This is a genomic window from Nonomuraea sp. NPDC002799 (assembly GCF_053592075.1).
The window spans coordinates 220,320-246,290 of record NZ_JBSFVA010000004.1; the positions used below are offsets into that span (position 1 = coordinate 220,320).

Consider the following 25,971-nt stretch of genomic DNA (forward strand, 5'->3'; position numbering starts at 1 on the left):
CCCTTTCCGTGCGAGCGGTCATCAGCGCCGCCTCAGCCGTACGTCGATCGAGTCGCGCAGCGCGTCTCCGACGAAGTTGAACGCCATGACGACCAGGACCAGGCAGCCCCCGACCGGGTAGATCAACCACCAGGCGCCTTCGAACAGGTAGCTCACCCCGTCGGAGAGCTGCGTGCCCCACTCGACGTTCGGGTAGTTGAGCCCGAAGCCGAGGAAGCCCAGCAGCGACACCGCGATGATCGCGTCGGCGACCTGGAAGGTGATGTTCACGATCACGACGCCCAGCGCGTTCGGGATCAGGTGCCGGACGATGATGCGGGGCTTGGTGGCCCCCATCACGGTCGCGGCCGCCACGAACCCGCGCGAGCGCAGGGACAGGACCTCGGCCCTGACCAGCCGGGCGGGTGCGAGCCAGGAGAAGGCACCCAGGATCAGGCTGAGCGACAGGACCGTGGAGCTGAACCGGGTGGCCGCGATCAGCACGATGAACAGGAAGGGAATCGACAACATCGTGTCGACCACGCGCATCATGATCCCGTCCACCACGCCGCCGGCGAGACCGGCGATCGTGCCGTACAGCGTGCCGATCGCGGTGGCGATCAGCGCCGCGAAGAGCCCGATCTGCAGCGACGCCTGACCGCCCCGCATGATGCGCCCGAGCACGTCGAAGCCCTGCGCGTCGGTGCCGAGCGGATGGCCGCCGCCCGGCGGCAGCAGGCTGCTGACCGGGTCGACGGAGATCTGATCGGTGAGGTAGAGGTGGGGGCCGGCGAAACAGAACAGGATGAGCAGCACGATGATGCCGACGCCGATGACGGCGAGCCTGTTCTGCGCGAACGACCGGACGGCGAGCCGCCAGCCGCTCGTGGCCGGCGGCGCCTTGTGCGCCGTTGCCGTCTCGGTCATGCGCGCTGTGTCCTCGGGTCGCTGACCGCCACCACCAGGTCGGCCAGAAGATTGCCCAGCACCGTCAGGGTCGCGGCGACCAGGGTGTAGCCGAGCAGGACCGGATAGTCCTGGTTGTTCAGGGCGTTGAAGAACAGCAGTCCGAGCCCCGGATAGTTGAAGACCGACTCCACCACGAGGTTGCCCGCGAGGAGCAGCGGAATCGTCATGCCGATCAGGGTCACCAGCGGCAGGCAGGCGTTGCGCAGCAGGTGCCGGGTCAGCACCAGGCGCATCGACAGTCCTTTCGCCCGCGCCACCCTGATGTAGTCCTGCGCGAGCTGGTCCAGCGCCGCGGAGCGCTGGTACCGGGAGTACAGCGCGACCGTGATGCCGCTCAGCGTCAGCACGGGCAGCAACATGGCGCGTGGCTCGGTGAAGATCACCCAGGTGGAGCTCGACTGCGCCGCCTGGGCGGGAAGGATGCCCAGCCCCAGCGCGAAGACCTGGATCAGGAGCATCGCGAGGAGGAAGACGGGCATCGAGTAGGCGATGAAGGTGAGCGTGGTCAGCACGTTGTCGCCGACACTGTTGCGCTTCACCGCCTGGAACACGCCGAGCGGGACCGCGATGCCGATCGCCAGGACGAGCGCCACGCCGGCCAGCATGGCGGTCCGCCCGGCGTTCTCGGCCAGCAACGCGTTCACACTCTGGTTGAGCTTGTAGGAATAGCCGAGATCACCATGAAGGAGCTGGCCGAGGTAGGTGAAATATTGCACGAAGAGCGACTTGTCGTAGCCGTGCTCCCGGTCGAAGGCGGCCACCGCCTCCACGCTGGCCTGCACGCCGAGAATCGCGCGGCCGGGCGATCCGGACATCCCCTGCAACATGATGAAGGTGATCACCGAGACGCCCAGGACCACGACGACTGACGTCGCCAGCCGTCGCAGCACATACTGGAGCACGCTGCCCCTCCTTCCTGTGTCGTTCCGTCGTGCTTGTTTACTTCAGGTACCAGTACTCCGGCGTCAGCACCGTGGTGGGCAGCGCCGCGAAGGTGTCCTGCGGGCCGGAGAGGGTGTTCTTCCAGGCCCAGATGGTGTGCGCGTTCGGCAGCCAGAGCACGGGGAGCTCGGTCCGCAACCGCGCGATCTCGGCCTGGACGGCCTGGCGGTCCTCGCCGTGCACCGAGTTCTGGATCAGCTCGTCGGTCTTGGGGTCGTTGTAGGCGCCCACGTTGCCCGAGCCCTTGGAGTCGAACGTGCCCGTCATGGTCGGGTACGGCGTGGTGCTGAACCCGCCCCAGGTCGACATGGCCCACTCACCGGCCTTCGACGGCGCGGCCGGCACGTTGTAGTTCTGGATGAGGAAGCTGAACGTCTTCGGCGCGACCGAGATCGCGATGCCCAGCTTGCGGGCCTCCGAGGAGAACGCGGTGCTCACCGCGCTGTGCAGTTGCGGCTCGCTGCGGTAGAAGAGGTTGAGCTTGATCGCCTGTCCCTGCGGGATCCCGGCGCCGCACTCCGTCGCACCGGTGCCGGGACGCTCACACGTCGTGGCGCCGTTCGGCACGACCTTCCAGCCGTGCTCTTCGAGCAGCTTGCGGGCGGCGGCCGGATCGTACGGATACGGCGCGGTGGCGACGTCGTCCGACGCGTACGGCGAGCTCGCCGGCGCGGTGCCGTAGCTCTCAGCTGCGGCGCCGTTGTACATCCCCTTGCTGGCGATGTAACCGGGCTGGTCGATCAGATGCTGCAACGTCTGCCGGATGTAGAGCTGGCCAAGGATCTTGTCGACGTTGTCCGTCGTGTCCTTGTAGTTGAGCATGATGAAGTTGAAGCCCATCCGGGGCGCGCCGTAGACGTTGTAGCCGGCGGCCTTGAGCGCCGCCACCTGGCCCACGTGGCTCTGGTCCACGGTGCCCATCGTCAGGTTGCCGCTCAGGAGCTGGTTGAACTTCGCGGTCTCCGAGGTGAACGGCCGGAAGTTCAGCGTCTTGATGCGCGGCTTCTGCGAGCCGGTGTACGCCTCGTTGGCGGCCATCGAGTAGAAGTTCGTGGTCACGTCGAAGCCGCTCAGCCGGTACGGGCCGTTCACCGTCTGCCAGAGCGGGTTGGACGCGAAGCTGGCCGGATCCCGCGACGCCTTGTCGAGGAAGGTGTAGATCGCCTCGGCGTTCTTCGGCGAGCTGTGGTCGAGGATCGGCCCGTCGGCGGACGCCCTGGCCCACTGCTTGGCCGGCAGCGGGGTGACGTTGGTCAGCTCGTCGGTCGTGAACCACTCGGGGTTGTAGGACTCTTTGAGCTTCAGCGTCAGGGTGGTCGCCGACGTCGCCTCCGCGCTGGCGACGTTGTCGGGGAACTGGCCGGGGGTGTAGCTGCCCCAGTTGGAGGCGTTCTTCTTCAGCGCCGCCTTCAGCAGGTTGATGAAGAACACCACGTCGCCGGCCTCGACGGGGGCGCCGTCGGACCAGGTGTAGCCCGGCTTCATCTTGATGGTGACCGTCTTGTTGCCGTCGGAGAACTCCGGCGGCTCGGCCAGGCTGAGCGCCGGGTTCACCTTGGGGCTGGCGCCTTCGGGGAACCAGTAGAGCGGCCGGTACATGAGCCGCTGGAACTGGTAGGTCACGTAGGTCGAGTTGAACGCGCCGGGCACGATGGGCAGCACGTAGTAAGGTCCCGCGCCCGGCTGCTGCGCGATGTCGATCGTGCCGCCGTCCTTGGGCGTGCCTGACTGAGCCGGCAGCTCGCCGAAGCTCTGGGAGCCGGACTTGCCGGCCGGTGCGGCGCCCTTGGCGCCGTTGGTGGTGTCGCCGGCGCCGCCGCTGCATGCCGCGAGCGGCAGGAGGGTGGCCAGCGTGGCCGCGACGAGCGCGTGCCGGGTGCGGCCGCTCACGCCCGCCTCATCGCGGCGCTATATCCGATGTATCGGTCCATGTTCACGTCGCCCTGCTCCTGTGTTGCCGTATGCGGGGGGAAAACTTCACGACTTCGCTCGGAGGCGGTCGTCAGCTCCCCCAGATCGCCTTTGCGTAGGTGTAGAAGTTGCGGCCGAGGATCTTCTCGATCCGGGCCGACGAGTAGCCGCGCTTGTCCAGCAAGCGGGCCAGCTCCCGGAACTGGTCGACTCCGCGCAGATCGACGACGAACGGGAAGGTGTCGCTGCGCTCTCCGGCGGCCGACGCTCCGGCCGCGCGGCGCTGCGCCACGTGCTCGGCGAGGTGGTCGCGGTAGCCGTCCAGATCGTCGATGGCGGTGATCGTCCCGTCGGTGCCGATGCCGACCTGGTCCTCGCCGCACACGTTGACCGCGTGCACGATGTGCTCCACCACGTCCTCGGCCCGGGCGTGCCCGGAGGCGTTGAGGAACGGCATGAAGTAGATGCCGACGAAACCGCCCTGCGAGGCGACCAGCCGCAGCTCCTCGTCGGTCTTGTTACGCGGCAGGTCGACGAGTGCCCGGCAGCCGGTGTGGTTGATCGAGACGGGCTGCTGGGAGACCCGCGCCGCCTCCAGGCAGGTCTGCTCCCCGCTGTGGGACAGGTCGACCATGACGCGCTGCTCGTTGAGCGCCGCCACGACCTCGCGGCCGAGCGGCGACAGGCCCCGGTTGCCCGGCGCCATCGAGCCGTCGCCCACCTGGTTCGCCTGGTTGTAGGTGAGCTGGATGACCCGGACGCCCTTGGCGGCGAAGCCGGCGATCCGTTCGGGCCGGTCCTCGACCGCGGCGGCGTTCTGGAAGCCGTAGATGATGCCGATCTTGCCCTGCCGCTTGGCCTCGATGATGTCCTCGGCCGTGTCGATCCGCACCAGGTGCTCGTGGTGGGTGCGGATGATCGTGTCCCAGGTCTCGATCTCGTCGAGGGTGTGCTGGTAGGGCGGGAAGTCGCCCATCGTGTAGCCCAGCGTGACGTTGATCGCGGTCACGCCCGAGGCGTGCGCGTCCGCCAGCGCGCGCTCGTCGATGGTCAGCCGGTCGCTGGTCTGGACGAGCGAGGCGGCCGACGAACCCGCGTTCGGGTTGTCCAGCAGGCCGAGCGCGTTGACGACGATGTGGTCCGTGATGTCGACGCTCATCCACGCGTCCTTTGCTTGATGGTCGCGGCAGTTGCCTGGTCGTAGTCCGCCCGGTCATGGCGCCGTCCGCGCTTGACCACGGTGACGATGCGGCGGAGGTTGCTGATGTCCTCGTGCGGGTCGGCGTCGAGGATCAGCAGGTTGGCCAGCTTGCCGGCGTGCACGCTGCCCGTCGTCTCCTCCTGCCCCAGGGCGGCCGCGCCGGCGACGGTGGCCGCGCGGATGACCTCCTCCGGAGGCATGTCCAGCGCGTTGACCAGGTAGTGGAGCTCGTCGTGGAGTGAAGGGTACCGGTCGGCGGCCGGTGACTCGTAGTCGGTCCCGGTGCTGATGGTGACACCCGCGTGGCGGGCGCGGCCGATCAGCCGGCGCAGCACGTCCTGCGCGAGCTCGACCGCGTCGGGCGGGCCGAGCGGAATCCTCGTCACGACGCTCGCGGTGGCGTCGAGGATCGTGCCACGCTGCCGCATGTCCTCGAAGATCGCGTCGACGGCGTCCACGGGCGCGTCCAGGAAGCGCTGGTAAACACCCGCGAGATGCGCGCGCTGTCCCCGGTAGACCGAGGGCACGTCGGACAGATGATAGGCGAGCATGTGGACGTGCGACGTGACGTCGACTCCGGCCGCCACCACGTCAGCGGGCAGGGTGGGGAACACCGTCGCGTGCGACCACACCTGCATCCCCTGCCGATGCGCCTCGGCGGTGATCCGGGCGATGAGCGAGCTCTCAAGATCGGCGTAGATCTTGATGGCCACGGCTCCGGTGCCCTTGGCCCGCGCGACGGCCAGCGGGAGGTCGGTCTCCTCGTCGATCGCCTGCATCCACGGAGCGGTGCCGGGGGTCGTCCCCTGCGTCACCTGCCACGTGCGCGGGTCGTCGAAGAAGCCCGGGCCGGCCATCAGCGCGGCGGAGTAGATGTCGGGGCCGGCGATCTCGCCGATCAGCGCGGCGCGCTCCAGGTCCGCCATCTGCCGCAGGTCTCCGGCCATCTCGCGGATCGCGGTGACGCCGCCGTACAGCTGGCGGCGCATCGTCTCCTCCGCCTGCCCGCGGTTGGGCGGGGTGGAGAGATGCTGATGGGTGTCGATGAGGCCCGGCAGGAGGAACGCTCCCGCCAGGTCGACCACCTCGGCGCCGGACAGATCCGACGCGCTCAGCTCGGCGTCCGGGACTACTGACTTGATCAGCGGCCCGTCGGTCACCACCGCCATGCCGGGTTGCACGGGCGAACCCGTGCCGTCGATCAAGGACACGTCGCGGTAGACCGTCACCTGTCCCGGCGCGGCGGCCGCGAACGGTGTGGGGGCCGCGTCAGTGCCCGCGATCGGTTGTTCTGCTTTGTCGGTCATGGCGATCGCTCGGTCTCCGTTCCGGAACCTCCTCGGGTGGGGGATCCCCCGAGTTAGTCTGTTACATACAGCGTAACAACTGTTGCAACAGTAGCAACGTCTGTTATATTGCGTCAAGCATGGAATGATGACCTCGACGACGTGGAGGGCGAGTTGCCCAGCTCTGCCGTGGACAAGGCCCTGGACCTCATTGAGACCGTCGTCCAGGCGGACCGCCCGCTGCGCCTCAGTGAGCTGGCGAGCCAGGCGGGGATGCACCGCGCCACCGCCTACCGCATCCTGGTGGACCTGGTCCGCCGCGGCTGGATCATGCGCAGCCAGGATCACTATCTGCCCGGCACCATCGTGTTGCAGTTCTCCCAGGCCGCGGCCGCCAACTCGCTCGTGGTCCTGAGCCGCCCCGTGCTCCAGACCCTGTCCGACGAGACGGCGATGATGGTGAACCTGCAGGTTCTGGAGCCGGAGGGCGGGCGGGTGATCGACGTCGTGCGCCCACCGCGCCTGGCGATGATCACCGACCTGCTGGGGGAGCTGCTGCCCGTGCACAAGTTCGCCGGCCCCATGGCGCTGGTGTCCGCGCTCGACGACGCCGCCCGGGTTCCCTACCTGCGGGTCGCCGAGCAGCAGGGCCACCCGCAGGCGGCCAGGGCCGAGCTGCTCCAGGACATCGACGTGGCCAGGAGCACCGGCTTCGCGCTGGAGCGCGGGCGCAACGAAGAGGTGATCGCCTCGCTGAGCCGCGCGGTGGTCACCGGCAACAGCCGGCCGATCTGCGCGCTCACGATCGTCGGCCTGGACAGCGAATTCGACGATGCCACGCTGGTGAAGCTGAAGGATCGCCTCACCAGCGCCACGGACGAGCTGCAACGCACCCTGAGCGGCACGACCCCCGGAGAAGACCTTGACTGACACCGCAGTGGGCGGAGTGCTCGTACTCGACCGGGACCAGACCCGGGCGGCATTACCGCCTGACGAGCTCCTCGCGGCGGTGCGCACCGCGCTCATCGCCATCAGCCGCGGCGACGCCTCGGCCCCGCCGCGCGTCGCGGCCCGCTCGCCGCACGGACTGCTGGGCGCGATGCCCGGCTACGTGCCCCGGCTCGGGCTGGCCGCCAAGCTCGTGAGCGTCTTCTCCGCCGTCGCGGCCGGGGGCCACGGCGCCCACCGCGGCATCGTCGCCTACTTCGACGAGGAGAACGGCCGCCCGCTGGCGGTCATGGACGCCGAGGCGATCACCGCGGTCCGCACGGCGGCCACCGCGACCGTCGCCATGCGGGCGCTCGCGCGGCCCGGCGCCAACCGGATCGCCGTGATCGGCACCGGGACGCAGGCGCGCGCCCAGATCGACCTCATCGCGGCGATGGACGCCGCGGAGCTGGTGGTGGGCGCGCGCGACGTGGGCAACGCCGAGCGCCTCGTTGGCCGGCTGACAAAGGAAGCCGTCGCGTCCAGCATCGAGGCGGCGGTCAAGCAGGCGGACGTCGTCTTCTGCTGCACCTCCAGCCGGGAGCCGGTGGTGCGCCGGTCCTGGCTCGCCGACGGCGTGCACCTCAGCTCGGTCGGCGGCTCGGACGGCCCCGAGTTCGACGCCGACACCCTGGGGGCGTCGTCGTTGTTCGTGGAGTGGCCGGGCGCCGTGACCGAGCCGCCACCCGCCGGCGCCTGGGAGCTCCAGGGCACCGACCCGGCGGCGGCCGCCCTGGTCGGCGCGGTGCTCGACGGAGTGCATCCGGGCCGGCGCTCGGCAGGGGAGCTGACGGTCTTCAAGTCCACCGGGCACGCCGCGCTCGACGTCGCGGCGGCGTCGGTGGCCTACCAGGTGGCCCGCGAGCGCGGGCTCGGGCTCAGCGTCGACCTGTAGCCGGGCCCGCGAGGGCGGTCTGGGGCCGGGCCCGCGAGGGCGGTCCAGGGTCGCGCCCGCGGGCTGCGCCGGCCTGGGGCCGCGGCGCGTCTTCCGTCACGCGACGGGCGGCGCCGCGGTGACCGGCCGGTGGGGCAGCGGGCTGGAGAAGATCATCGTGCTCGACGGCTTGCCGTACGCGGCCAGGCGGTCGATCAGCGACTCGAACGCCATCATGGACGGCACCGCGATCTTGAGGATGCTGCACACGTCACCGGTGACCCGGTGGATCTCCCGGATCTCCGGCCAGGTCGGCACCTCCGGATCACGGAGCACGCAGGACGGCCCGTAGCAGGTCAGCTCCACGATGGCGGACACCGGCCAGCCGGCCCGCACGGGATCCACGGCGGCGTGATAGCCGGTGATCACCCCGGTCTCCTCCAGGCGCCGCACGCGCTCGGCCACCGCCGGGGGTGACAGGTGGACCCGGCGCGACAGCTCGTTGAAGGAGAGCCGGGCGTTCTCCTGGAGCTCGCGCAGCAGCTCCCAGTCCATGGCGTCCACCAGCGGATCCTTTCACCTGAAAACGGTATGACCGATATTCATACCAAACAAGAGGCCTAGCACGAAAAAGGCCGTTCAACTGACATTCATTTTTTGGGCCTCACCGCATCATCATGAGGTGCTGAAAAGGAGCGTGGCACATGGAAACGACAGGACGGGTTCGCCCGATCACGGCCGCCGAGCGGGCCGAGCGGGCCGAGGCGCAGGGCGGGGCGCCGACTCTCGCCTTCGAGCGGGAGATCCCCTACGACGCCTACGTCCGTACCGACATCCTCCATGACCTGCAGCGACCACTGAGCGACGCTCCTGGCGAGATGTCCTTCTTGGTGATCACCCAGGTGATGGAGCTCTACTTCAAGCTCATCGCCTACGAGTTGCTCGCCGCCCAGGAGGCGCTGCGCGAGGACCGGGTGCGGGACGCGCTGGCGGCGCTGCGCCGTACGGCCCTGCATCTGGAGGGACTGAACGCGGCCTGGCGCGGCCTGCGCTGGATGACGCCTTCGGACTTCAACAAGTTCCGTGACCTGCTCGGGGAGGCTTCAGGGCTGCAGTCGGGCATGTACCGGGTGCTGGAGTTCCGGCTGGGGCTGAAGAACGCGGCGTTGTTGCGGCCGTTCAAGAAGCAGGGCGACGTGCATCGCGCGTTCGCCGAGCCGAGTGTCTGGGACGACGCCGCCGCGCTGCTCGCCCGGCACGGCCACGACATTCCCGGCGAGGTGCTCAAGCGGGACTTCGCCGGCGAGTACGAGCCGCACGAGGCGATCGAACGCGCCTGGGTGGAGGTCTACCGCGACGACTCGGCCGGCAACGACCTGCGCGCGCTCGGCGACGCGCTGACCGAGGTCTCCGAGCTGTTCGGCGACTGGCGCTACCAGCACGTCGCGGCGGTGCGCAGGTCGATGGGCGCGAAGCCGGGCAGCGGCGGCTCCAACGGCCTGGCCTGGCTCGAACGCAGCATGGCGAGAGTCGTCTTCCCCGAGCTCTGGTCGGCTCGTACCTATATGTAAGGAAAGATCATGTCTGAAGACGATGCGCGGCGGCGGGACGCCGACGATCCTGGGCATCGCTCCCTGTTCCTGATCCCGCCCGCCCCGGGCGGGCAGTATCAGGAGAGCGCCTACTTCGCGGGGAACTCGCTCGGGCTGCAGCCCCGGGTCGTCCGCGACGAGCTGCTGAGCGACCTGGACGCCTGGTCCAGGCTCGGCGTCGAGGGGCACATGGACGGCGACCGTCCCTGGGTGCGCTACAACGAGCTCCTCACCGGGCCCGCCGCCCGGCTGGTCGGCGCGCTGCCCGAGGAGACGGTCGTCATGAACACGCTGACCGTCAACCTGCACCTGCTGATGGTCTCGTTCTACCGGCCGAGCGGCGAGCGCACCCGCATCCTCATCGAGGAGTCCGCGTTCCCCTCCGACAGCTACGCGGTCCGCAGCCAGGTGCGCTTCCACGGCCTCGACCCGGACCGCGACGTGATCAGGACGGCCGACCCGCTCGCCTACCTCGCCGCCGAGGGCGACAAGGTCGCTTTGGTCCTGCTCGGCGGCGTCAACTACCTGACCGGCGAGCTGCTGGACATCCCGGGGATCACCCGGGCCGGGCACGCCGCCGGCGCGAAGGTCGGCTGGGACCTGGCGCACGCCGCCGGAAACATCCCGCTCAAGCTGCACGAATGGGGGCCGGACTTCGCGGCCTGGTGCACCTACAAGTACCTCAACTCCGGTCCGGGCGCCCTCGGCGGCGTCTTCGTCCACCAGCGCCACCTGGACGACCCGGCGATCCAGCGCTTCGACGGCTGGTGGGGCACCGAGCCGGAGACGCGCTTCCGCATGGATCCCGTCTCCACCCCGCCCAAGAGCGCGTACGCCTGGCAGATCTCCTGCCCGCCCATCTACGCCATGAGCCCGATCCGCGCCTCGCTCGAACTCTTCGACCGGATCGGCATGGCCGAGCTGCGCGCCCGCAGCATCCGCCTGACCGCCTACCTGGAGAGCCTGCTCGACGGCTTCACCGTGGTCACCCCGACCGACCCGGAGCGTCGTGGTTGCCAGCTCTCCTTGCGCGTGGTCGACGCGGACGGCCTGTCGAAGCGGCTGAGCCGGGGCCACGGCGTGATCGCCGACTCCCGCAACCCCGACATCCTGCGGCTGGCCCCGACGCCGCTCTACTCCAGCTACCACGACTGCTGGCGCGCCGCCGAAGCCCTCAGGAAGGAGAGCTGAGGGCCGCCCCGGTCTCGCCGTCTCGTCGGAGACCTCTGGAAACCGGGGCGGTCCGTGCGTGTCAGGGGATGATCTCCGCGCCGCTGACGGTTACGGGATGATCTCCGCGCCGCCGACCCCGGCGCCCGCGGCCGGCGGGGTGGCGGAGGCGGATCCGGCCGAGTAGGAGTACGGCGGCGGTGAGACGCTGCCGTCGGCGCGCAGCCAGTCGCTCATGGTGCTGCCGCTGCTGTTGGCCCTGGTGATCGTGGCGATGTCGTAGAAGTTGCTGCCCGTCCAGGTCAGCTTCGCGTCGCCGAAGTCCTGCGTGATCGTCTTCGCGCCCTTCACGTGGTTGCTCTCGGCGTAGATCTTGCCGCTCACGCCCAGGCCGATGAAGTAGTCGTCGACGTCCACGTAGTTGGCGTACACGTGGGCGTACCCGAAGCGCACGCGCGGGTGCCGGGTGTTGGAGCCGTCGAACCAGTTGTGGTGGTACGTGACCCGCAGGTAGCCGGTGTCCTGGGCGCCGTTGTTGTCGCTGTGGCCCAGCAACATCGACTTGTCCGTGGCGATGTACCGGTTGTACGAGACGGTCACCAGGTCAGACCCGCGCTTGACGTCGACCGAGCCGTCGGCGGCCGCGCGGAAGGTGTTGTGGTCGATCCACACGTGGTGGGAGTAGCACTGCACGTTCACCGAGTCGTCCGCGGAGTTCGTGAACGTCAGGTTGCGGATGATCACGTTGTTGACGTGCTGGAACCGGTCCTTCTCGGCCGGGTCGCAGATGTCGCCGCCCCAGGCGACCTCGTCCGGGCCCCACCCGTTCACGTCGAGCCCGAACCCGCTGAGCGTCGCGTTCGAACCCGCGCCGATGATGGTCTTGTTCGAGCCGACGTCCAGCATGTCGGCGCCGGCGCCGCTGATCGTGCCCGACACCCGGACGATGCGCGGCGTGTCGTCGGCGACGGCCGCGGCGAGCTGCGCGTACGTGCTGACGTTCACGGTGGCACCGCCGGTGCCGCCGTTGGTGCCGACGCGGCCGTACCCGGTCATGGTCGCGAAGCCCACCAGACCCGAGGCGCTGCCCGGAGGCGTGGTCGGGGGAGTGGTCGGGGGCACCGTCGGCGTCACTGTCGGCGTGGGGCTGGTGCTGGGGCCGGGGGTGACCGATCCGGCCGGGGCCAGCCGCCACTGCTTGGTCGCGACCGAGTCGCAGGAGTTCTGCTGGACCAGCGCGCCGGACGAGGTGGCGTTGTCCTTGGTGTTGAGGCACTTGGCGCTGTTGACGTTGATCACCCGGAGATCGGACCCGGACGCGGTCAGCTGCCAGGTCTGGGAGGTGCCGCTTGAACAGGTCTCCTGCCGCACGGCCTTACCCGCCGACGTGCTCGCGCCTTCGACGCCCGCGCACTTGCCGCTGTGCGCGGCTTTGAGCTGGAACGCGCTGCCGGCCGCGGTCAGGTTCCAGGTCTGCGGGGCGGAGCCGTCGCATCCGGCCTGGACGAGTTGCACGTTGTCGGAGGTGCTCGCGCCGGGCACGCCGAGGCACAGCCCGCTGCCCGCGTTGACGATCGTGTACGCGCCGGGCGCCGGATCGGCCGCGGCCGCGGAGGTGCCGACCGCCCATCCGCCTAACGCGAGCGCGCCCACGACCGCGATCGTGGCGGCCTTCCTGTCGAATCCGTTCTTCACAGCTAGCTCCTTGCTGGTCCTGACCTGCGGGATCCCCCCAGCGAGCGCGCGCTGTTCACAGATGTGAACGTATTCACATCAATGGACACTCTTCACCCATGAAGCATCCGTCCATCGAAGTGGATGCCCTCACCATAGGAAAGCGCTTTCCTCCTGTCAACGCATCATTAAGCCTTTGTTTCCACCGGATTGACCGGCTTGCTAGCTATTCATTCGATGTATAGTCGCGATCATGTCAACCGGTCATGTGCTGCTCGGACTCCTCGCCGAGCGCCCGAAGCACGGTTACGAGCTCAAGAAGGAGCACGATCACCGCCTGGCAGGCGCCAAGCCCCTGGCGTACGGGCAGGTCTACGCCACGCTGCAGCGGCTGGAGCGCGACGGCTTCGCGGAGGTCGCGGAGACGCAGCAGGAGGGCGGCCCCGAGCGCACGATGTACGCGATCACCGACGACGGCCGGGCCGAGCTGGCGCGCTGGCTGGACACCGTGGAGCCGCCGGCCCCCTACGTCGCCGGCTCGTTGTTCGCCCGCGTCGCCGTCGCGGGCAGGAGCGCCGACGGATATCTCCTGCGGCAGCGGGAGGCGCATCTGGCCCGCATGCGAGAGCTGACCGCCGTGAAGGCGGCCGGCGCGCCCGCCGAGGTGCTGGCCGCCGACTACGCGCTGCAGCACCTCGACGCCGACCTGCGCTGGATCGAGACCGCACTCTCCCGCATACAGAAGGACAATGATGCTTGAGGCCAGAGGACTGGTGAAGTCGTACGGCAAGACCAGGGCACTGACGGGCGTCTCCCTTGAGATCGCGGAGGGAGAGATCCTGGCGATCACCGGCCCGAGCGGATTGGGCAAGTCGACGTTGCTGCACTGCCTGGCCGGGATCCTGCGCCCGGAGTCAGGAGAGGTGGTCCTGGACGGCCGGCGGATCGACACGCTGGCCGAGGCGGAGCTGACCAGGCTGCGCCGCGAGAGCTTCGGCGTCGTCTTCCAGTTCGGCGAGCTGGTGCCCGAGCTCACCGCGGCGGAGAACGTCGCGCTGCCCATGCTGTTCAACCGGCACGGCAGGCAGGAGTCCATGAGTGTCGCGCTCGACTGGCTGGCCCGGCTGGGGGTGTCCGACTGCGCCGATCAGCGGCCCGGTGAGTTGTCCGGAGGACAGACGCAACGGGTGGCGCTCGCACGGGCGCTGGCCACCGGCCCGCGCGTGGTCTTCGCCGACGAGCCCACCGGGGCCCTGGACACGCTCGGCGGCGAACAGGTGATGAGCGCGCTGCTGAACGCGGCCCGCGCCGCCCGTACGACCGTGGTCCTGGTCACCCACGACAACCGGGTGGCGGCCTATGCCGACCGGGAGATCGCCCTGCGCGACGGGGCCGTGCCGGCGGGGGTGAACCCGTGATCACTGTCATGCGGATGCTCAACAGGGGGCGGTCGCGGGCCGAGCAGACACGCGCCTGGCTGGTCGCCGCCGGCGCGGGAGCGGCGACGTTCCTGATCTGCACGGCCGTACGCCTGGCGGACTTCGACGACGAGGGCGGCTCGCTGACCGGGCTCGCGCTGGCGCTGCTGGCCGTGCCGGTCGCCGGCCTGCTGCACCAGGCCAACCGGCTGGCCTCGGCCACCAGGGAACGACGTCTGGCGGCCCTGCGCCTGGCCGGTGCCACGCCGGGCGACGTGCGCCGGCTCGGCGCCCTGGAAGGTGGCTGGCTGGCCCTGCTCGGCTCGCTGGCCGGCGCGGTGGCCTACGTGGTCACCCACCTGTCAGGGCCGCTCGTCCAGGTGCCGGTGGTCATCGCCGTGGCGGTGTCCGGCGGGGTCCTGTCAGGGGCGCAGGCCGGTCGGCATGTCATCGCCTCGCCGCTCGGTGTGGTCCGCCGTTCGCGCCTGCGGGGGCCGCGAGTGCGTGACCTGCTTCTCGGCGTGACGGGCGCCGGTCTCATCGTTCTCGGCTGGTTGCTGAAGGGCGACTTCCCGATCGCTGGGGCCTACGGGACGGCGCTGTCCGTGGCCGCCGGGCTGGTGCTCCTGCTGTTCGGCGTGACCCTGGCCGCGACCTGGCTGATCAGGGCGTACGCCCGCCGGGCCGGGCGCTTCGCCAGATCCCCGGAGACGCTGCTCGCGGCCCGGCTGGTCGAGGCGGACCCGAGGGCGTGGGCCAGAGCCCTGTCCGTGGTGAGCCTGACCGTGTTCTTCGGCGCCGCGGCCGGAGCCCAGCAGGCGGGCATCGGCTACTCCCAGGCCCACGCGCTCGTGGACGCCGCGCTCCTGGTCGCCCTGGTCACCTCGGCGGTCGCGCTCGTGGTGCACCAGGCGGAGGAGATGATCGACCACCGTCGCTCGTTCGCCTCGCTGGCCGCCTCAGGGGTGCCGGAGCGGGCGCTGGGCGGCGTGCTCGTCCGGCAGGCGGTCATCGCCGCGCTGCCGGTCTGCGTCGTGGCGGCGGCTTCGGGCACGGCGGTGGTGGTCCTGACGCTGGCGGACGTCTATCGGGTCGAGTGGCTCGGCTGGGCGGTCGGAAGGGCGGTGGGCATGGCGGGCATCGGGGTTCTCGCCGCCGTACTGGTGGCCCTCGCGGCGCGCCCGCTGCTGCGCGGCGCGCTCCGCCTGGACCGGTTGCGCGCCTGAGGGGCCGATCGCGGGTGGATTAGTGCGACCGTGTGCTGAGATCATTCCGGGGATAGTCGGCGCGGCGCAGTGGAGGCCCGGTGAGCAACACGCCGAACGGTGTGAACGGGAAGAATGACGATGCGTTCCCGGTGACTGCCGGAGGATTTCTGATCCTCTTCGCAGTGCTCGTGCTGGTCTGGACGACCGGATCATGGGTTCGCAAGATAAGTGACTGGAGCAACCAAGGGCTCTTCGACGCCTCCACAGGTCAGATCGTGGGCACCCTAGCCGGTGGGGCGATTAGCTATCTCGTCCTGGTTGCTCTTCCCCCGCTCTTATGGCGCGTAGGCCGCTTGATTCCTCGTCCCCACTACCTTCGCATGACCCTGGGCTTGTTGGTGCTCGGCTTCACCTGTCTGGGATTCGCTTTGATGGCCGTAGAGAGCGACGGTCCTGTTACAACCTGGCCTGAGTGGCTTCTGATTGCCTTGATCGTGCAGCCGCTGGTGTCCGGTGTCCTCGGATTGAGTCACTGGGCTCTGCTCACCCGACGGGATCGCAAAACTCAACGGTGATGGCCGGGCCTGCGACGCCATCCAAGGCAAAACATCGGATCAGGAGAACAGATCGTCGAACTAGCCGGCCTTGACGCCTGCGAAGAACGCTTGCAGCTCTCCACGGGTAAAGGCCAAAACGGCTCCCTCAGGGTTCTCGCTGTCACGAAAGAGCACCAATGGTCCACGGTTGGCTTTGTGTGGAGCGCTTCCCGGAGCGACGTCGGCACGTGTAACTTCTACACAACCGTTGCCCCCGTGAGGTGCCCAGCAGATTCCGGACGGTCGGCTTTCGCCGCGGCCGCTGCCAAGCGGGGTGCACTTCATGAATCGCTCGCTGCTGGAACACGCGGCACGAGTCACCGACGAAGAGATCGCCGTCTACGCCCAGAGAGAATTCGAGTACTAGTTGGGCTGTGTGCACCGGCCCAGCCGGTGTCGCACGAAATCCGGATGGGCTTCGCCGACATCGATGCTGTTCTCATCAAGAGCGTTGGCGATGTGGAAACGACCGATATCGAAGACGAACTCCACAGCGAGGGTGCCGTCCGCCAGGTCGTGACGTGAGGATGGCCGCCACTCAAGCAGAGCGACCTCGCGGAGTTCCTGGCCGACGAACGGCTCAAGGCGCTCGTCGGCGTCGGACCACGCCGGCGTCTGCTCGCCGTACTCCCAGCCGCTGATCGTGGTCGTCGTGTCGATGGTGTTCCAGCCGATCGACAGCTCATCGAACTTCCAGTGGCAGATCTCCACCTGGATGCCGTCGAAGTGCAAGACGACGGGGCAGTCAGCGAACCAGTCCCCGTCCTCGACGAAACGCACGAGGGCGAATCTCGTCAGACGCCGGCCACCAAGCGCGGCCAGGCCCGGTCCATGTTCCTCGCGGACGGCTTCAAGTCCGACGAGAAAGGTCGGTTCGAAGCCGGAGATCCCCATCGGCCGGGGCTGCCCGGTCCGCCGGGGATGATCAGCAGCACACCCCGGCGGAATCCCGCAACCAGAGACCGTGTCACCGAAGGCCCATGACCTCATCACGAACCGGAGATGCCCTACCAGGCAGCCAAGCCAGAGTGAGGAGGACGCCGACGACGCCGAGGCCGCCGCTGACGGCCAGGACGAGGTCCAGGCCATGGACGAAGGCGGCGCGGACCGTACCTTCCAAGGTCGCGGACCCGGTGGATCGGGCGGCGGCCAGCCCCGCGAAGACGCTCTCGCGGGCCTGTTCCGGCACCCCGGCCCGGTAGGCGGACGTCAGGATCGAACCCAGCACGGCCGCGCCGAAACTGCCGCCCAGGGTACGGATGGACTGGTTCACCGCGGCGCCGACGCCGGCGTTGCCGGGCGACAGGGTGCCCAGCGCCGCGTCCATGACCGTGGGCAGGACACCGCCGAGCCCAAGTCCGTACATGGCGGTCCACAAGGCCGCCAGCACGGTGCCGCTGTCCGTACCAGTGGTGGAACCCCAGAACAGACCCCCGGTGAGCAGGACGAACCCCAGGCCGACCGCGAGTTTGGGCCCGATCAGCCCGCTCAGCCTGCCCGCCGTCCCCATCCCGGCGAGCAGTCCGGCGATGAGGGGCAGCAGGCGCAGGCTGCTGCCCATCGCGTCCGTCCCCAGGTTGGCCTGGAAGTACTGCGGCAGCGCGAACAGAACACCGAACATGGTGAAGGTGACGAGCGTGGCCAGCACGGTGCCGACGGTGAAGCGCGCGTTGGCGAACAGCGCGAGGTCCACCAGCGGTGCGTCGACCCGTCGCTCCCAGACCACGAACAGCACCAGCGCGGCCATCCCGCCAAGAATCGGCCCGAACACGGCGGCATCGGTCCAGCCTCGCTCACCGATCTCGATGAGGCCGTACGTCAACGCCGTCAGCGCCGCGCTCGACAGCACGATGCCGCCCACGTCGATCCGCCGGCCGCGCTCCCGCGCCGATTCGGGCAGCCACGCGGCGACCGCGAGGAACGCCAGCACGACCACAGGGATGTTGATCAGGAAGACCGAGCCCCACCAGAAGTGGTTCAGCAGCCAGCCGCCCAGGATCGGGCCGATGGGAAAGGCCAGCAGCGAGGCGCCCGCCAGCGTCCCGATCGCCTTCGGCCGCTCCTCAGCGGTGAACATCGTCGGGATCAGCGCCAGCATCGTGGGCATGATGAGCGCCGCGCCCAGGCCCAGCACGGCACGCGCCGCGATAAAGATCCCGGTCGAGGGGGCGTAGGCGGCGGTCAGTGAGCTGACGCCGAAGATGACCAGCGCGACCAGGAGCGTCCTTTTCCGTCCCAAACGGTCGCCCAGCATTCCCGCCGGGATCATGCCGGCGGCGAGCACCAGCGTGTAGACGGTGGCGAACCACTGCAATTGGGCGTTATCGGCGTGCAGGTCCCTGGCCATGCTCGGCAGGGCCAGATTCAGGATGGTCACGTCGAAGCCCACGGCCAGCGACGTGAGGACGAGCGCGGTGAGTGCCCACCATCTACGTTGTGACATGGCGGGGGCCTACTTCATGGCGTTCATGACGAGCTTGTCGAACTCGCGGTCCGGCAGCGTCCTGTTGAGCTCCAGGAGTTGCTCGGCCGTCCAGCCGACCGCGTACCGCGTCTCGGGCTTGGCGGCCTCGATGGCCTGCCGGATGGCGGTGGCGACGACGCCGGGGTCGCTGCCCTGGCTGTTCTCGCCGAGCTGCGTCTCAGCCTGTCTGGCCATGGTCTCGGCCATCTTGCCGTACGCGGTCGCGCCGGAGATCTCACGAAGATCCTGTGCCGTACGGTCTTCGAACTCGGTCTTGATGATGCCCGGCTGAATGATCACGACGTCGATGCCGAACGGCTCCACCTCCATCCGCAGCGAGTCGGAGTAGGCCTCCAGCGCGTGCTTGCTCGCGTAGTACCAGCAGCCGAGCGGGAGCGCGATCTCGCCGCCGATGGAGGAGACGTTGACGATCGTGCCGGAGCCCTGTTCGCGCATGTACGGCAGGACGAGCTGAGTCAGCCGGGCCGGTGCGAAGACGTTTACCTCGAACTGGTCGCGTGCCAGGTCGATGGGGATGTCCTCGGCCGCGCCGTGCAGGACGGTGCCGGCGTTGTTGACCAGCACGTCGATGCGGCCCTGCTCCTCGACGACGGCGGCGACGGCGCGTTCCAGGTCTTCCGGCCGGCGTGCGTCCAGTGCCAGGGCGTGGCCACCGGCTTCGCGGAGGTCGTCCATCTTCTGTACGCGTCGCGCGGCGCCGTACACGATGTGGCCGGCGCGGATGAGTTCGAGGGCGGTGGCCTTGCCGATGCCGGCGGAGGCGCCCGTGACGAGAATGACCTTTTCCATAGGGGAGACGCTAGGTTTAGCTTATAAGCTGAGACAACTCGCAGAAAGTATCTGTGCAGGTCCAGGGCCATAGATTGGTGCAACAAGCTTGTAGATGAGTGCAACAGATGGAGGATGACATGCCGGGAGACCGGTTGACCGCCGAGGATCGTCGCCGCATCGCCGAAGGGCTGGCGGTCGGCCTGGCGTACGCGGAGATCGCCCGCCGGCTGGGACGGTCCAGGTCCACCGTCACCCGCGAGATCGCCAGGAACGGCGGGGCGCACGACTACCGGGCGGCCCGCGCGCAACATGCGACGAACTGGCGCGCCCGCCGCCGCAAGCGCGCTCCCCACGCCGGCGTTCCGCATACCACCGGCGACCGTGACGTCCGTACGGTCCGGGAGTTCGAGGAACAGTTCGTCGCGATGATGATCGCGGGCGGGATGGCGCCCATGACCGCCAGGGTGTTCGCGGCGCTGTTCCTCAGCGAGGGCGGCAGCCTGACCGCCACGGAGCTCGTCCAGCAACTGCACGTCAGCCCGGCGACGATCTCCAACGCCACCAAATGGCTGGAGCAGCGGGGGATGATCGCCCGCGAGCACGAAGCGCGCCGGGTGCGATACCTGGTCGACGTCGACGTCTGGTACCGCACCTGGGCGGCCAGCGCCAGGTCGATCGCGATCTGGGCCGACACCGCCCGGCACGGCGCCGGGATCTTCGGCACCGACACCCCCACCGGCGACCGGCTCCGCACCACCAGCCAGTTCTTCGCACTGCTCGGCCACGACATGGGGCAGGCGGCCGAGCACTGGCGGCAGGCCCTTTCCCTGCAACGTCAGCGGTGAACGTCATACGAGAGCGGCAGCCGCGCGCAGCGTAACCCCCGTGCCGACGAGCAGGACGAGTGCGGCGGTCATGGCGGCGGTGCAGGGGCGGAACCGCCGCATCCGCCCGGCCAGGGTGAGAGTGCCCAGCCTGCGCAGGGTGAGCGCCTCCCGTACATGGACACCGTCGGCGGCCTGGCCGACGGCGGCACCACGTTCACCGACTACTACGTCTCCGACTCGCTCTGCTGCCCGTCCCGGGCCTCGATGTTCACCGGCGAGTTCCCGCACAACACGGGCGTACGCACCAACCAGGGCTACGACCGAGGCGGCTACCTGGCGTTCGCGAAGCACGAGAGCAGAACCTATGCCCGCTCACTCCACCAAGCCGGATATCGCCGGGCTACCTCGGCAAATACATCAACGAACCGGCTGGGACGAGTGGCACGTTTCCGCCGGCGGCGGATACGGCGAGATCAACTACCGGCTCACCCGCTACATCAAGGAAAAGGGCCAGCGGTCGATCTCTGGGGGCAAGTACCCGGTGGACGAGCTGGGCCGGCGCGCGGCGGGCTTCATCGAGCGGTCCAGGAAGTACGCCCCCGACGAGCCGTTCTTCCTCCAGATCTCGTCCTTCTCACCGCACAACAGGGTCGACTTCAAGCCCGGCGACAAGGAGCCGCGCTTCCCGCCCGCGCGGCGTGACCGCCCTCAGGAACGGCTCCCCACGGAGACTGCGGCGCCCCCGACTGCGACGACATCGACGTGGCGAGCCTGCCCGCGTTCAACGAGGACACCACCGACAAGCCCTCAAGGGTACGCCGGGAGCCGATCGGCGCGAAGCGCGTCCAGCAGCTTCGCGAGGACTTCCGCGACCGGATCCGCATGGTGCAGTCGGTCGACGACATGGTGGGGCGGGTCCTGTCCACGCTGACCGACGCCGAGAAGCGGAGCACCTACGTCGTGTTCGCCAGCGACAACGGCTTCCACCTCGGGCAGCACCGCCTCGTACGCGGGAAGTCCACCGCCTACGACCACGACGTACGGGTGCCGCTGCTGGTCAAGCGCCCCGCCACAGGCCGGCAGGACCGCGTCGTGACCAACGCCATCGCCCAGAACGTGGACCTGTTCGAGACCTTCCTCGACATGGCCGGAATCGACGCGGACAGCCGCGACGGACGCAGCAGCCTCCTGCCTCTCATCCAGGGCCAGAAGGTCACGGATTGGCGCGATGCGGCGCTGATCGAGCACGTTCAAGCCGAACTCCGGGCCACGGCCCGACCCGACGCCGACCGCCTCAAGACGGGCAACGCGCAGCCGCCCTCGTACAACGCCGTTCGCACGGCCGGGGCGCTCTATGTGGAGTACGAGGGCGATCCGAAACCCGAGTACTACAACACCGTCACCGACCCGCACCAGCAGTCCAACCAGCCCGGCAACGCCAGGAAGGCGGCCCTGAGCAAGGGTGCTCGATGCTCTGACGGGGTGCGGCAAACCCGGCGCGGTGGACTGCTGGACGGCCGCTCACCTGCGCTGAATCAGAGCCACAGCCACAGAGCGATGGCCGCCGCGACGGCGACGATGATCGACGCGCCGATGAGGACCTTCCCGGGCCGCCACTTCTCCTCGGGCGCGGTCATCCGGTCGAGCCCGGCCTTGATACTGCCGGCCACAGACGTTCCGGCCAGACCGAATTCGCGCACCGCGCCGCCCGTCAGCGCGTACAGCAAAGTCGAGGCCGTTCCGGGCGCGCTCTGGGCCACGATCGCGAGCAGAAAGGTCTGCGGGCGGGCGGGAGGGCCTTGCGGCCCTGACCGCCTCGGCTTATGTAGTGAGCGCCGAAGTCAACGCTCGTGACGGCCTCAGCGCAGATCCTCCGAAGGCCGCGATGTGGTCTCTCGACGAGGTCTGACGTCTACGAGAACGGGTTCATGTACGGACGGTCATTGACCCGGTCATGGATGCGGCGCAACCACGGCTGCCGAACCGCTGTCAGCCGCTCCAGCGTGCCGAGGAACACCCGCCCATCAGGACCGAAAAGGGAGTTCGGCAGCAGCGGGGGCGGATCGTCGCGGCGAACGCCGGCGGGCATCCCGTACGCCGCCGGCACGAGCCGCCGATCATCGTTGAAGGCCAGGTACGTCCACACGTCCGCGGCCAGCGGCACCACCGCTCCTGCGTCGCACGGCCATACCTCACCGGTCTGCGGATGCCGCGGTACCAGGGCGATGTCTGTGATCGCGGCGGACAGGCCGGGCCCGGCCAGGACGAGGTGTCGTTCCGGTGGCCCCGGAGGGAGCAGAGTGTCGATCGCCCGGCGAAACGCCTCTGCGACAGGCCCCTCAGGGACGGACACCCGCTTACCACCCGATACCGCCAGCAGGTGCGCCAGCGCCACCGCGACCGCGGCCTCCCACCGTGGGCTCCAGAAACCACGCGGATCAACGGGCGGCGTGCTCGGCAGTTCCTCCCACTCCATCACCCGCTGGACGGGGCCATCGACGGCGACGGGGCGCACGGCGTCCGGTTCCAGCCACACCACCTGCCAGAACCCGCAGTCGTCGACGCGGGTCGCCACCGGGCAGCCGCACTCCGCGCACGCGAGGTTGGGGCCGTACTGGCCGTCCCAGCCGCAACAGCAGCCGCCCAGCCGCTCCGGGATGAAGACGGTTCCGCGGACGTCGCCCGGCGCGATCGCGATCCTGTTCGGTGGTCCCGTGATGCAGTACGTCTGTAGCCGGATGCCATGCCCTTCCGGTTCGGGCTGCAAGGGTTGCCAGGGTCGGCTGTCTCCGGGGTCCACGGCGTAGGTTCCTGGTTCCAGAAGACCGGGGAGCAGGTCATGCCCGTACTTCTGGGCAGAGTGGTCGGGAAGCGCCACTCGCGACACCCTCACGGTCACCACGGCGCCGCACTCTGCACAGGCGAAACCGACCAAGCAGCCTCCTTCGTCGGAATGATGCGATCATGGTGCCGCAAATCCCGCCTCGCGCGGAAGCGCAGGATGTACGCGGGCGGGCGCGGTGAGGGAGGGGGAGACCGTGCGAGCTTTGTGGATGGGCAGTGTGCCGAGGTCGGCGGGGATGCGCTCCTGACGGCGGTAGTGCGGCGATGAACGTGCCTCCGGTGGGGGATTGCGCACGTATTTGGCACGATCCCTCGTGGCGGTCGTCCGATATTTGGTGCGGCCGCAGTGGCTGCCGGAGGCCGGGATGGCGGGGATCTAGGGCCTGAGCTGGGGAAACGCTATCAAGATCATCCCACGTATATCCCCTGATCATGGTCTTACGGCTGCATGTGGGCACCGTCGGTTGCCTATCAAGGGCGCAAAATAAAAGACCTGCGGCTATGAAACCGCAGGTCAGGGGCCTGAAATGCCGATCTAGATGTGTGCCCCCGGCAGGATTCGAACCTGCGGCACCCGCTTTAGGAGAGCGTTAGCGGTTTCCTGTGCACTACGGCCGTGACCTGCAGAGGTGATGTCGGGATCACGTGATGATCAATTGATCATTCCGGAGGTACTCCATGATCACAGAAGAAGCGTTATCGGCTGACAGAAAGTGGGGAATGGGGCATGAGAAAACATGCTTACCTCGGTAGGGAAAAGGCTCGGGACAAGGTACACCGCAACGTAGTCGAACTATGCAAAGTGCCGACCGGCCAGGCAGGGCGGCCGTCCAAGGCGCTCACGTTCGAGCAAGCTGACGCTGTGCTGAACGCTGCGGAGACGAGCACCCTGTACGCCTACATCGTGCTGTCTCTGCTGATCGGTGCCCGCACGGTGACGAGCCACGGGCGCTGACCTGGTCGCATGTCGACTTGGACGGCAAGTCCGAAGCAACTCCGCCGATTCCCCCGTCGGTCATGGTGTGGCGCTCAGTGCGTGCGGCGATACCAAGACCAGGAAGTCACGCCGGACTCTGGCGCTTCCACTGCGCTGCGTGGAAACGCTGCGGGCACACTGGGACCTGTAAAAGGCCGCACGGCACGTTGGTCACACCGGGTCCCTCAGAGAACATCGCCCGCCTGGTAGGCCATCGTGGATCGGCCATCACGGAGACCGTGTACCGCCACCAGATCAAGCCCGTGATTCTGGAAGGTGCGGAAGCGATGGACCGAATCTTTCCGAGGGAGCACAGGGAGGGGTAGTCACTCAGTTGGTCACTCCTCGTGATCGCTTCAAGGGGCGGCAATGAGGGTGGTGAAGGCTCTGACGTGCGGGTCCGTGACATGGAAGCCTGACCACCGCGATTACCCGCCAGGTAATGCCGGGTGAGCCGAGACCTGAGCTGACCCAGCTCAGCGCAGCGTCAGCGTCACTTCGGGTCAGGCGCGGGTGTGCAGTGTGAATCCGCTGGTGCCCGGGGCTTCCCGGCCCGGGACCAGCTCCGAACCGTCCTGGTGGGTCAGGCCGGTGTAGTCGCCGCCGGACTCCGCGCGGTAGGGGATCGGGTCGGCGGTGAAGGCGGTCGCGAGTCGTTGCCGGAAACGTTCGGCGACCTCGGCATAGCCCTGGTCGTCAAGGTGGACGGCACTGTGCTCGACGAACGGCGGCAACACGTCGAATCCGGTGAAGGACAACACGCCGTGGTTGATCGGGAACAGCAAGTCGTCGATGGGGCCGTTGACCCCCCGCTCGGTGTAGTGCCCGATCCTGCCGCCCGCGGTGGTGGCGACCATGGCGCGCTTGCCGACGAACGGGCCGGCGCCATAACGCGGAATCGCCGCGCCGTACGCGAAGTCGTAGGTGAACACCCGGTCGATCCACCCCTTGAGGATCGCGGGCATGGTGAACCACCACAGCGGGAACTGCAGGATGACCAGGTCGGCGTCGAGCAGCTTCTGTTGTTCGGCGCGGATGTCCTCAGTGAGCCGGCCGGATCGGTATGCCTCTCCCGAGGCATGCATCAGATCCGGGCCGGTGATGTCGTCGAAGTCGGTGTAGTCGGCCGCTGCCTGCCATTTCATCGCGTACAGGTCGGTGACCACGACGTCGTGGCCATCCGCTCGCAAGGTGTTGACGGCGTGGTCCTTCAGGGAGCCGGTCAGCGAGTTCGGGTCGGGGTGTGCGTAGACGATCAGTACGTTCATGTCAGCGATCCTGCGCCCGACGCCGGGCGGCAACCAGAGACCGCCTTGTCCACCGGACGCGGGTTCCTGGGTCTGGCAGGGCCACCATCGTCGTGACCAGCCCGAGTGGCCCAGGTGCATACTGGGATTTATGGATAAATTCGGCGATCTCGGCGCGTTCCTGCAGTCGCGGCGAGCGCACGTGCCGCCGGAGTCGGTCGGCGTCACCGTCGGTGGCCGCCGCCGGGTGGCCGGTTTGCGTCGCGAGGAGCTGGCGCAGCTGGCCGGCGTGAGCGTCGATTACTACACCCGGCTCGAACAGGGCCGGGCGACGCAACCGTCGGAGCAGGTGCTGGACGCATTGTCGCGGGCGCTGCAACTCGACGACGTGGCCCGCGAGTACCTGCACAAGCTGGCCAGACGGCGTAACCACCGGCCGCGGCCGACCGGATATCCGGCCACGACGCGGCCGCAACTGCGGCAGATCCTCGACACGATGTCGGAATACCCAGCGATGATCATCAACCACCGCATCGACGTGCTGGCGTACAACCGGCTGGCTGGTCTGCTGTACTGCGATCTGGATCAGGTGCCGGTCGAGGAGCGCAATCTGGCCAGGATGATCTTTCTCGACGCCGGCCGCTTCGACCTGTACGCCGATCGAGCGTCGTGCACCGCCGACACCGTGGCCCACCTGCGCCACGCCGCCGGCGAGTTCCCCGATGACCCGGAGCTGGTCGCGCTCATCGGTGAGCTGTCCATCGGCAGCCGCCGGTTCAGCGAACTGTGGGCCGCCGCCGAGGTCAGCGTGCGCGGTCACGGATCGCAACGCCTGCGGCACCCGATGGTCGGCATGATCACGTTGCATCAGGAACGCTTCGTGCTGCCGGACGGTTCCGGCCAGGAGCTGATCACCTTGACTCCCGAACCGGGCGGCGTCGATGCGGACAATCTTCGCTTGCTCGCCAACCTGGGCGTCCCCCACCGGAGCCACGAGACGATCGGCTGACGGAA

Annotated in this window: 24 protein-coding genes, 1 tRNA gene and 2 pseudogenes; 13 read left to right on the forward strand and 14 right to left on the reverse strand. The window is 68.6% G+C overall.

The window, feature by feature from the left end:
• Nucleotides 1-21: 21 nt before the first annotated feature.
• The 5 genes from ACWD0F_RS10375 to ACWD0F_RS10395 form a co-directional block, all read right to left on the reverse strand.
• On the reverse strand, nucleotides 22-906 hold the full coding sequence (locus ACWD0F_RS10375; protein ID WP_449873919.1) for an ABC transporter permease: 885 nt from the start codon (nucleotides 904-906) through the stop codon (nucleotides 22-24).
• Nucleotides 903-1,850 (reverse strand): ABC transporter permease, encoded by a 948-nt coding sequence (locus ACWD0F_RS10380; RefSeq protein ID WP_449873921.1) that lies wholly within the window; start codon nucleotides 1,848-1,850, stop codon nucleotides 903-905. The genes ACWD0F_RS10375 and ACWD0F_RS10380 overlap by 4 nt, the downstream gene beginning before the upstream one ends.
• 37 nt (nucleotides 1,851-1,887) lie before the next feature.
• Complete coding sequence (locus ACWD0F_RS10385; protein WP_449873922.1) at nucleotides 1,888-3,780, reverse strand: ABC transporter substrate-binding protein; 1,893 nt, start codon at nucleotides 3,778-3,780, stop codon at nucleotides 1,888-1,890.
• Between the two features lie 112 nt (nucleotides 3,781-3,892).
• Nucleotides 3,893-4,960: a dipeptidase gene (locus ACWD0F_RS10390; RefSeq protein WP_449873923.1), complete on the reverse strand. Its 1,068-nt coding sequence runs from the start codon at nucleotides 4,958-4,960 to the stop codon at nucleotides 3,893-3,895.
• On the reverse strand, nucleotides 4,957-6,309 hold the full coding sequence (locus tag ACWD0F_RS10395) for an amidohydrolase family protein (RefSeq protein WP_449873924.1): 1,353 nt from the start codon (nucleotides 6,307-6,309) through the stop codon (nucleotides 4,957-4,959). The genes ACWD0F_RS10390 and ACWD0F_RS10395 overlap by 4 nt, the downstream gene beginning before the upstream one ends.
• Before the next feature lie 153 nt (nucleotides 6,310-6,462).
• On the opposite strand from ACWD0F_RS10395, the gene ACWD0F_RS10400 reads away from it, so the two are divergent.
• Both ACWD0F_RS10400 and ACWD0F_RS10405 read left to right on the forward strand, forming a co-directional pair.
• Nucleotides 6,463-7,218: an IclR family transcriptional regulator gene (locus ACWD0F_RS10400; protein ID WP_449873925.1), complete on the forward strand. Its 756-nt coding sequence runs from the start codon at nucleotides 6,463-6,465 to the stop codon at nucleotides 7,216-7,218.
• Nucleotides 7,211-8,170: an ornithine cyclodeaminase family protein gene (locus ACWD0F_RS10405; RefSeq protein WP_449873927.1), complete on the forward strand. Its 960-nt coding sequence runs from the start codon at nucleotides 7,211-7,213 to the stop codon at nucleotides 8,168-8,170. The genes ACWD0F_RS10400 and ACWD0F_RS10405 overlap by 8 nt, the downstream gene beginning before the upstream one ends.
• A gap of 96 nt (nucleotides 8,171-8,266) precedes the next feature.
• Here the strand turns inward: ACWD0F_RS10405 and ACWD0F_RS10410 are convergent, their stop codons facing one another.
• Nucleotides 8,267-8,704 (reverse strand): Lrp/AsnC family transcriptional regulator, encoded by a 438-nt coding sequence (locus ACWD0F_RS10410; protein WP_449874283.1) that lies wholly within the window; start codon nucleotides 8,702-8,704, stop codon nucleotides 8,267-8,269.
• Nucleotides 8,705-8,853: 149 nt separating this feature from the next.
• Between ACWD0F_RS10410 and ACWD0F_RS10415 the strand changes: the two genes are divergently transcribed.
• Both ACWD0F_RS10415 and kynU read left to right on the forward strand, forming a co-directional pair.
• Nucleotides 8,854-9,720 (forward strand): tryptophan 2,3-dioxygenase, encoded by an 867-nt coding sequence (locus ACWD0F_RS10415; protein WP_449873929.1) that lies wholly within the window; start codon nucleotides 8,854-8,856, stop codon nucleotides 9,718-9,720.
• A 9-nt stretch (nucleotides 9,721-9,729) separates the two neighbouring features.
• Nucleotides 9,730-10,932: a kynureninase gene (kynU, locus tag ACWD0F_RS10420; RefSeq protein WP_449873931.1), complete on the forward strand. Its 1,203-nt coding sequence runs from the start codon at nucleotides 9,730-9,732 to the stop codon at nucleotides 10,930-10,932.
• Nucleotides 10,933-11,022: 90 nt separating this feature from the next.
• Here the strand turns inward: kynU and ACWD0F_RS10425 are convergent, their stop codons facing one another.
• Complete coding sequence (locus ACWD0F_RS10425) at nucleotides 11,023-12,606, reverse strand: RICIN domain-containing protein (RefSeq protein WP_449873932.1); 1,584 nt, start codon at nucleotides 12,604-12,606, stop codon at nucleotides 11,023-11,025.
• 232 nt (nucleotides 12,607-12,838) lie between these two features.
• On the opposite strand from ACWD0F_RS10425, the gene ACWD0F_RS10430 reads away from it, so the two are divergent.
• From ACWD0F_RS10430 to ACWD0F_RS10445, 4 genes are all read left to right on the forward strand, one after another.
• Nucleotides 12,839-13,345 carry a PadR family transcriptional regulator gene (locus ACWD0F_RS10430; protein WP_449873934.1) on the forward strand — a complete coding sequence of 169 codons (507 nt, stop codon included), beginning with the start codon at nucleotides 12,839-12,841 and terminating at the stop codon, nucleotides 13,343-13,345.
• Nucleotides 13,335-14,003, forward strand: coding sequence for an ABC transporter ATP-binding protein (locus ACWD0F_RS10435; protein ID WP_449873936.1), 669 nt, complete (start codon nucleotides 13,335-13,337; stop codon nucleotides 14,001-14,003). The genes ACWD0F_RS10430 and ACWD0F_RS10435 overlap by 11 nt, the downstream gene beginning before the upstream one ends.
• Entirely contained in the window at nucleotides 14,000-15,229 is a 1,230-nt protein-coding gene (locus tag ACWD0F_RS10440) for a hypothetical protein (protein ID WP_449873938.1), read from the forward strand. Before ACWD0F_RS10435 ends, ACWD0F_RS10440 begins: the two co-directional genes overlap by 4 nt.
• An 80-nt stretch (nucleotides 15,230-15,309) precedes the next feature.
• Nucleotides 15,310-15,786: a hypothetical protein gene (locus tag ACWD0F_RS10445; protein ID WP_449873940.1), complete on the forward strand. Its 477-nt coding sequence runs from the start codon at nucleotides 15,310-15,312 to the stop codon at nucleotides 15,784-15,786.
• A gap of 60 nt (nucleotides 15,787-15,846) precedes the next feature.
• Here the strand turns inward: ACWD0F_RS10445 and ACWD0F_RS10450 are convergent, their stop codons facing one another.
• From ACWD0F_RS10450 to ACWD0F_RS10465, 4 genes are all read right to left on the reverse strand, one after another.
• A complete protein-coding gene (locus ACWD0F_RS10450; protein WP_449873941.1) occupies nucleotides 15,847-16,092 on the reverse strand; it encodes a DUF397 domain-containing protein in 246 nt (81 codons plus the stop codon).
• Nucleotides 16,093-16,170: 78 nt separating this feature from the next.
• Nucleotides 16,171-16,701, reverse strand: a complete 531-nt coding sequence (locus ACWD0F_RS10455; protein ID WP_449873943.1) for a hypothetical protein — start codon at nucleotides 16,699-16,701, stop codon at nucleotides 16,171-16,173.
• A 73-nt stretch (nucleotides 16,702-16,774) separates the two neighbouring features.
• Nucleotides 16,775-18,250 (reverse strand): DHA2 family efflux MFS transporter permease subunit, encoded by a 1,476-nt coding sequence (locus ACWD0F_RS10460; protein WP_449873945.1) that lies wholly within the window; start codon nucleotides 18,248-18,250, stop codon nucleotides 16,775-16,777.
• Between the two features lie 9 nt (nucleotides 18,251-18,259).
• Nucleotides 18,260-19,081, reverse strand: a complete 822-nt coding sequence (locus tag ACWD0F_RS10465) for an oxidoreductase (protein WP_449873946.1) — start codon at nucleotides 19,079-19,081, stop codon at nucleotides 18,260-18,262.
• Between the two features lie 107 nt (nucleotides 19,082-19,188).
• Here ACWD0F_RS10465 and ACWD0F_RS10470 point away from each other — a divergent pair.
• The 4 genes and pseudogenes from ACWD0F_RS10470 to ACWD0F_RS10485 all read left to right on the forward strand — a co-directional run.
• Nucleotides 19,189-19,332: pseudogene (locus tag ACWD0F_RS10470) on the forward strand (helix-turn-helix domain-containing protein); the annotation flags it as partial.
• Nucleotides 19,324-19,908, forward strand: coding sequence for a GbsR/MarR family transcriptional regulator (locus ACWD0F_RS10475; protein ID WP_449874285.1), 585 nt, complete (start codon nucleotides 19,324-19,326; stop codon nucleotides 19,906-19,908). The pseudogene ACWD0F_RS10470 and the gene ACWD0F_RS10475, both read left to right, overlap by 9 nt.
• 147 nt (nucleotides 19,909-20,055) lie before the next feature.
• A pseudogene (locus ACWD0F_RS10480) lies at nucleotides 20,056-20,592 on the forward strand (sulfatase-like hydrolase/transferase); the annotation flags it as partial.
• A gap of 60 nt (nucleotides 20,593-20,652) precedes the next feature.
• Entirely contained in the window at nucleotides 20,653-21,744 is a 1,092-nt protein-coding gene (locus tag ACWD0F_RS10485) for a sulfatase-like hydrolase/transferase (protein WP_449873947.1), read from the forward strand.
• 58 nt (nucleotides 21,745-21,802) lie between these two features.
• Here ACWD0F_RS10485 and ACWD0F_RS10490 read toward each other — a convergent pair whose 3' ends face one another.
• From ACWD0F_RS10490 to ACWD0F_RS10500, 3 genes are all read right to left on the reverse strand, one after another.
• On the reverse strand, nucleotides 21,803-22,657 hold the full coding sequence (locus ACWD0F_RS10490) for a hypothetical protein (protein ID WP_449873949.1): 855 nt from the start codon (nucleotides 22,655-22,657) through the stop codon (nucleotides 21,803-21,805).
• A 621-nt stretch (nucleotides 22,658-23,278) separates the two neighbouring features.
• Nucleotides 23,279-23,349: transfer RNA gene (locus tag ACWD0F_RS10495), tRNA-Ser, on the reverse strand.
• A gap of 864 nt (nucleotides 23,350-24,213) precedes the next feature.
• Nucleotides 24,214-24,978 (reverse strand): NAD(P)H-dependent oxidoreductase, encoded by a 765-nt coding sequence (locus tag ACWD0F_RS10500; RefSeq protein WP_449873950.1) that lies wholly within the window; start codon nucleotides 24,976-24,978, stop codon nucleotides 24,214-24,216.
• Between ACWD0F_RS10500 and ACWD0F_RS10505 the strand changes: the two genes are divergently transcribed.
• On the forward strand, nucleotides 24,977-25,966 hold the full coding sequence (locus tag ACWD0F_RS10505) for a helix-turn-helix transcriptional regulator (protein WP_449873952.1): 990 nt from the start codon (nucleotides 24,977-24,979) through the stop codon (nucleotides 25,964-25,966). The genes ACWD0F_RS10500 and ACWD0F_RS10505 overlap by 2 nt on opposite strands.
• Nucleotides 25,967-25,971: the final 5 nt, after the last annotated feature.

Bases quoted from the DNA above. Each gene is read 5' to 3' on its own strand.
- ACWD0F_RS10375 (WP_449873919.1), bottom strand. From the start codon at position 906: ATGACCGAGACGGCAACGGCGCACAAGGCGCCGCCGGCCACGAGCGGC.
- ACWD0F_RS10390 (WP_449873923.1), bottom strand. From the start codon at position 4,960: ATGAGCGTCGACATCACGGACCACATCGTCGTCAACGCGCTCGGCCTG.
- ACWD0F_RS10395 (WP_449873924.1), bottom strand. From the start codon at position 6,309: ATGACCGACAAAGCAGAACAACCGATCGCGGGCACTGACGCGGCCCCC.
- ACWD0F_RS10410 (WP_449874283.1), bottom strand. From the start codon at position 8,704: ATGGACTGGGAGCTGCTGCGCGAGCTCCAGGAGAACGCCCGGCTCTCC.
- ACWD0F_RS10415 (WP_449873929.1), top strand. From the start codon at position 8,854: ATGGAAACGACAGGACGGGTTCGCCCGATCACGGCCGCCGAGCGGGCC.
- kynU (WP_449873931.1), top strand. From the start codon at position 9,730: ATGTCTGAAGACGATGCGCGGCGGCGGGACGCCGACGATCCTGGGCAT.
- ACWD0F_RS10430 (WP_449873934.1), top strand. From the start codon at position 12,839: ATGTCAACCGGTCATGTGCTGCTCGGACTCCTCGCCGAGCGCCCGAAG.
- ACWD0F_RS10435 (WP_449873936.1), top strand. From the start codon at position 13,335: ATGATGCTTGAGGCCAGAGGACTGGTGAAGTCGTACGGCAAGACCAGG.
- ACWD0F_RS10450 (WP_449873941.1), bottom strand. From the start codon at position 16,092: ATGAAGTGCACCCCGCTTGGCAGCGGCCGCGGCGAAAGCCGACCGTCC.
- ACWD0F_RS10455 (WP_449873943.1), bottom strand. From the start codon at position 16,701: ATGGGGATCTCCGGCTTCGAACCGACCTTTCTCGTCGGACTTGAAGCC.
- ACWD0F_RS10460 (WP_449873945.1), bottom strand. From the start codon at position 18,250: ATGTCACAACGTAGATGGTGGGCACTCACCGCGCTCGTCCTCACGTCG.
- ACWD0F_RS10465 (WP_449873946.1), bottom strand. From the start codon at position 19,081: ATGGAAAAGGTCATTCTCGTCACGGGCGCCTCCGCCGGCATCGGCAAG.
- ACWD0F_RS10505 (WP_449873952.1), top strand. From the start codon at position 24,977: ATGTCAGCGATCCTGCGCCCGACGCCGGGCGGCAACCAGAGACCGCCT.
- ACWD0F_RS10500 (WP_449873950.1), bottom strand. From the start codon at position 24,978: ATGAACGTACTGATCGTCTACGCACACCCCGACCCGAACTCGCTGACC.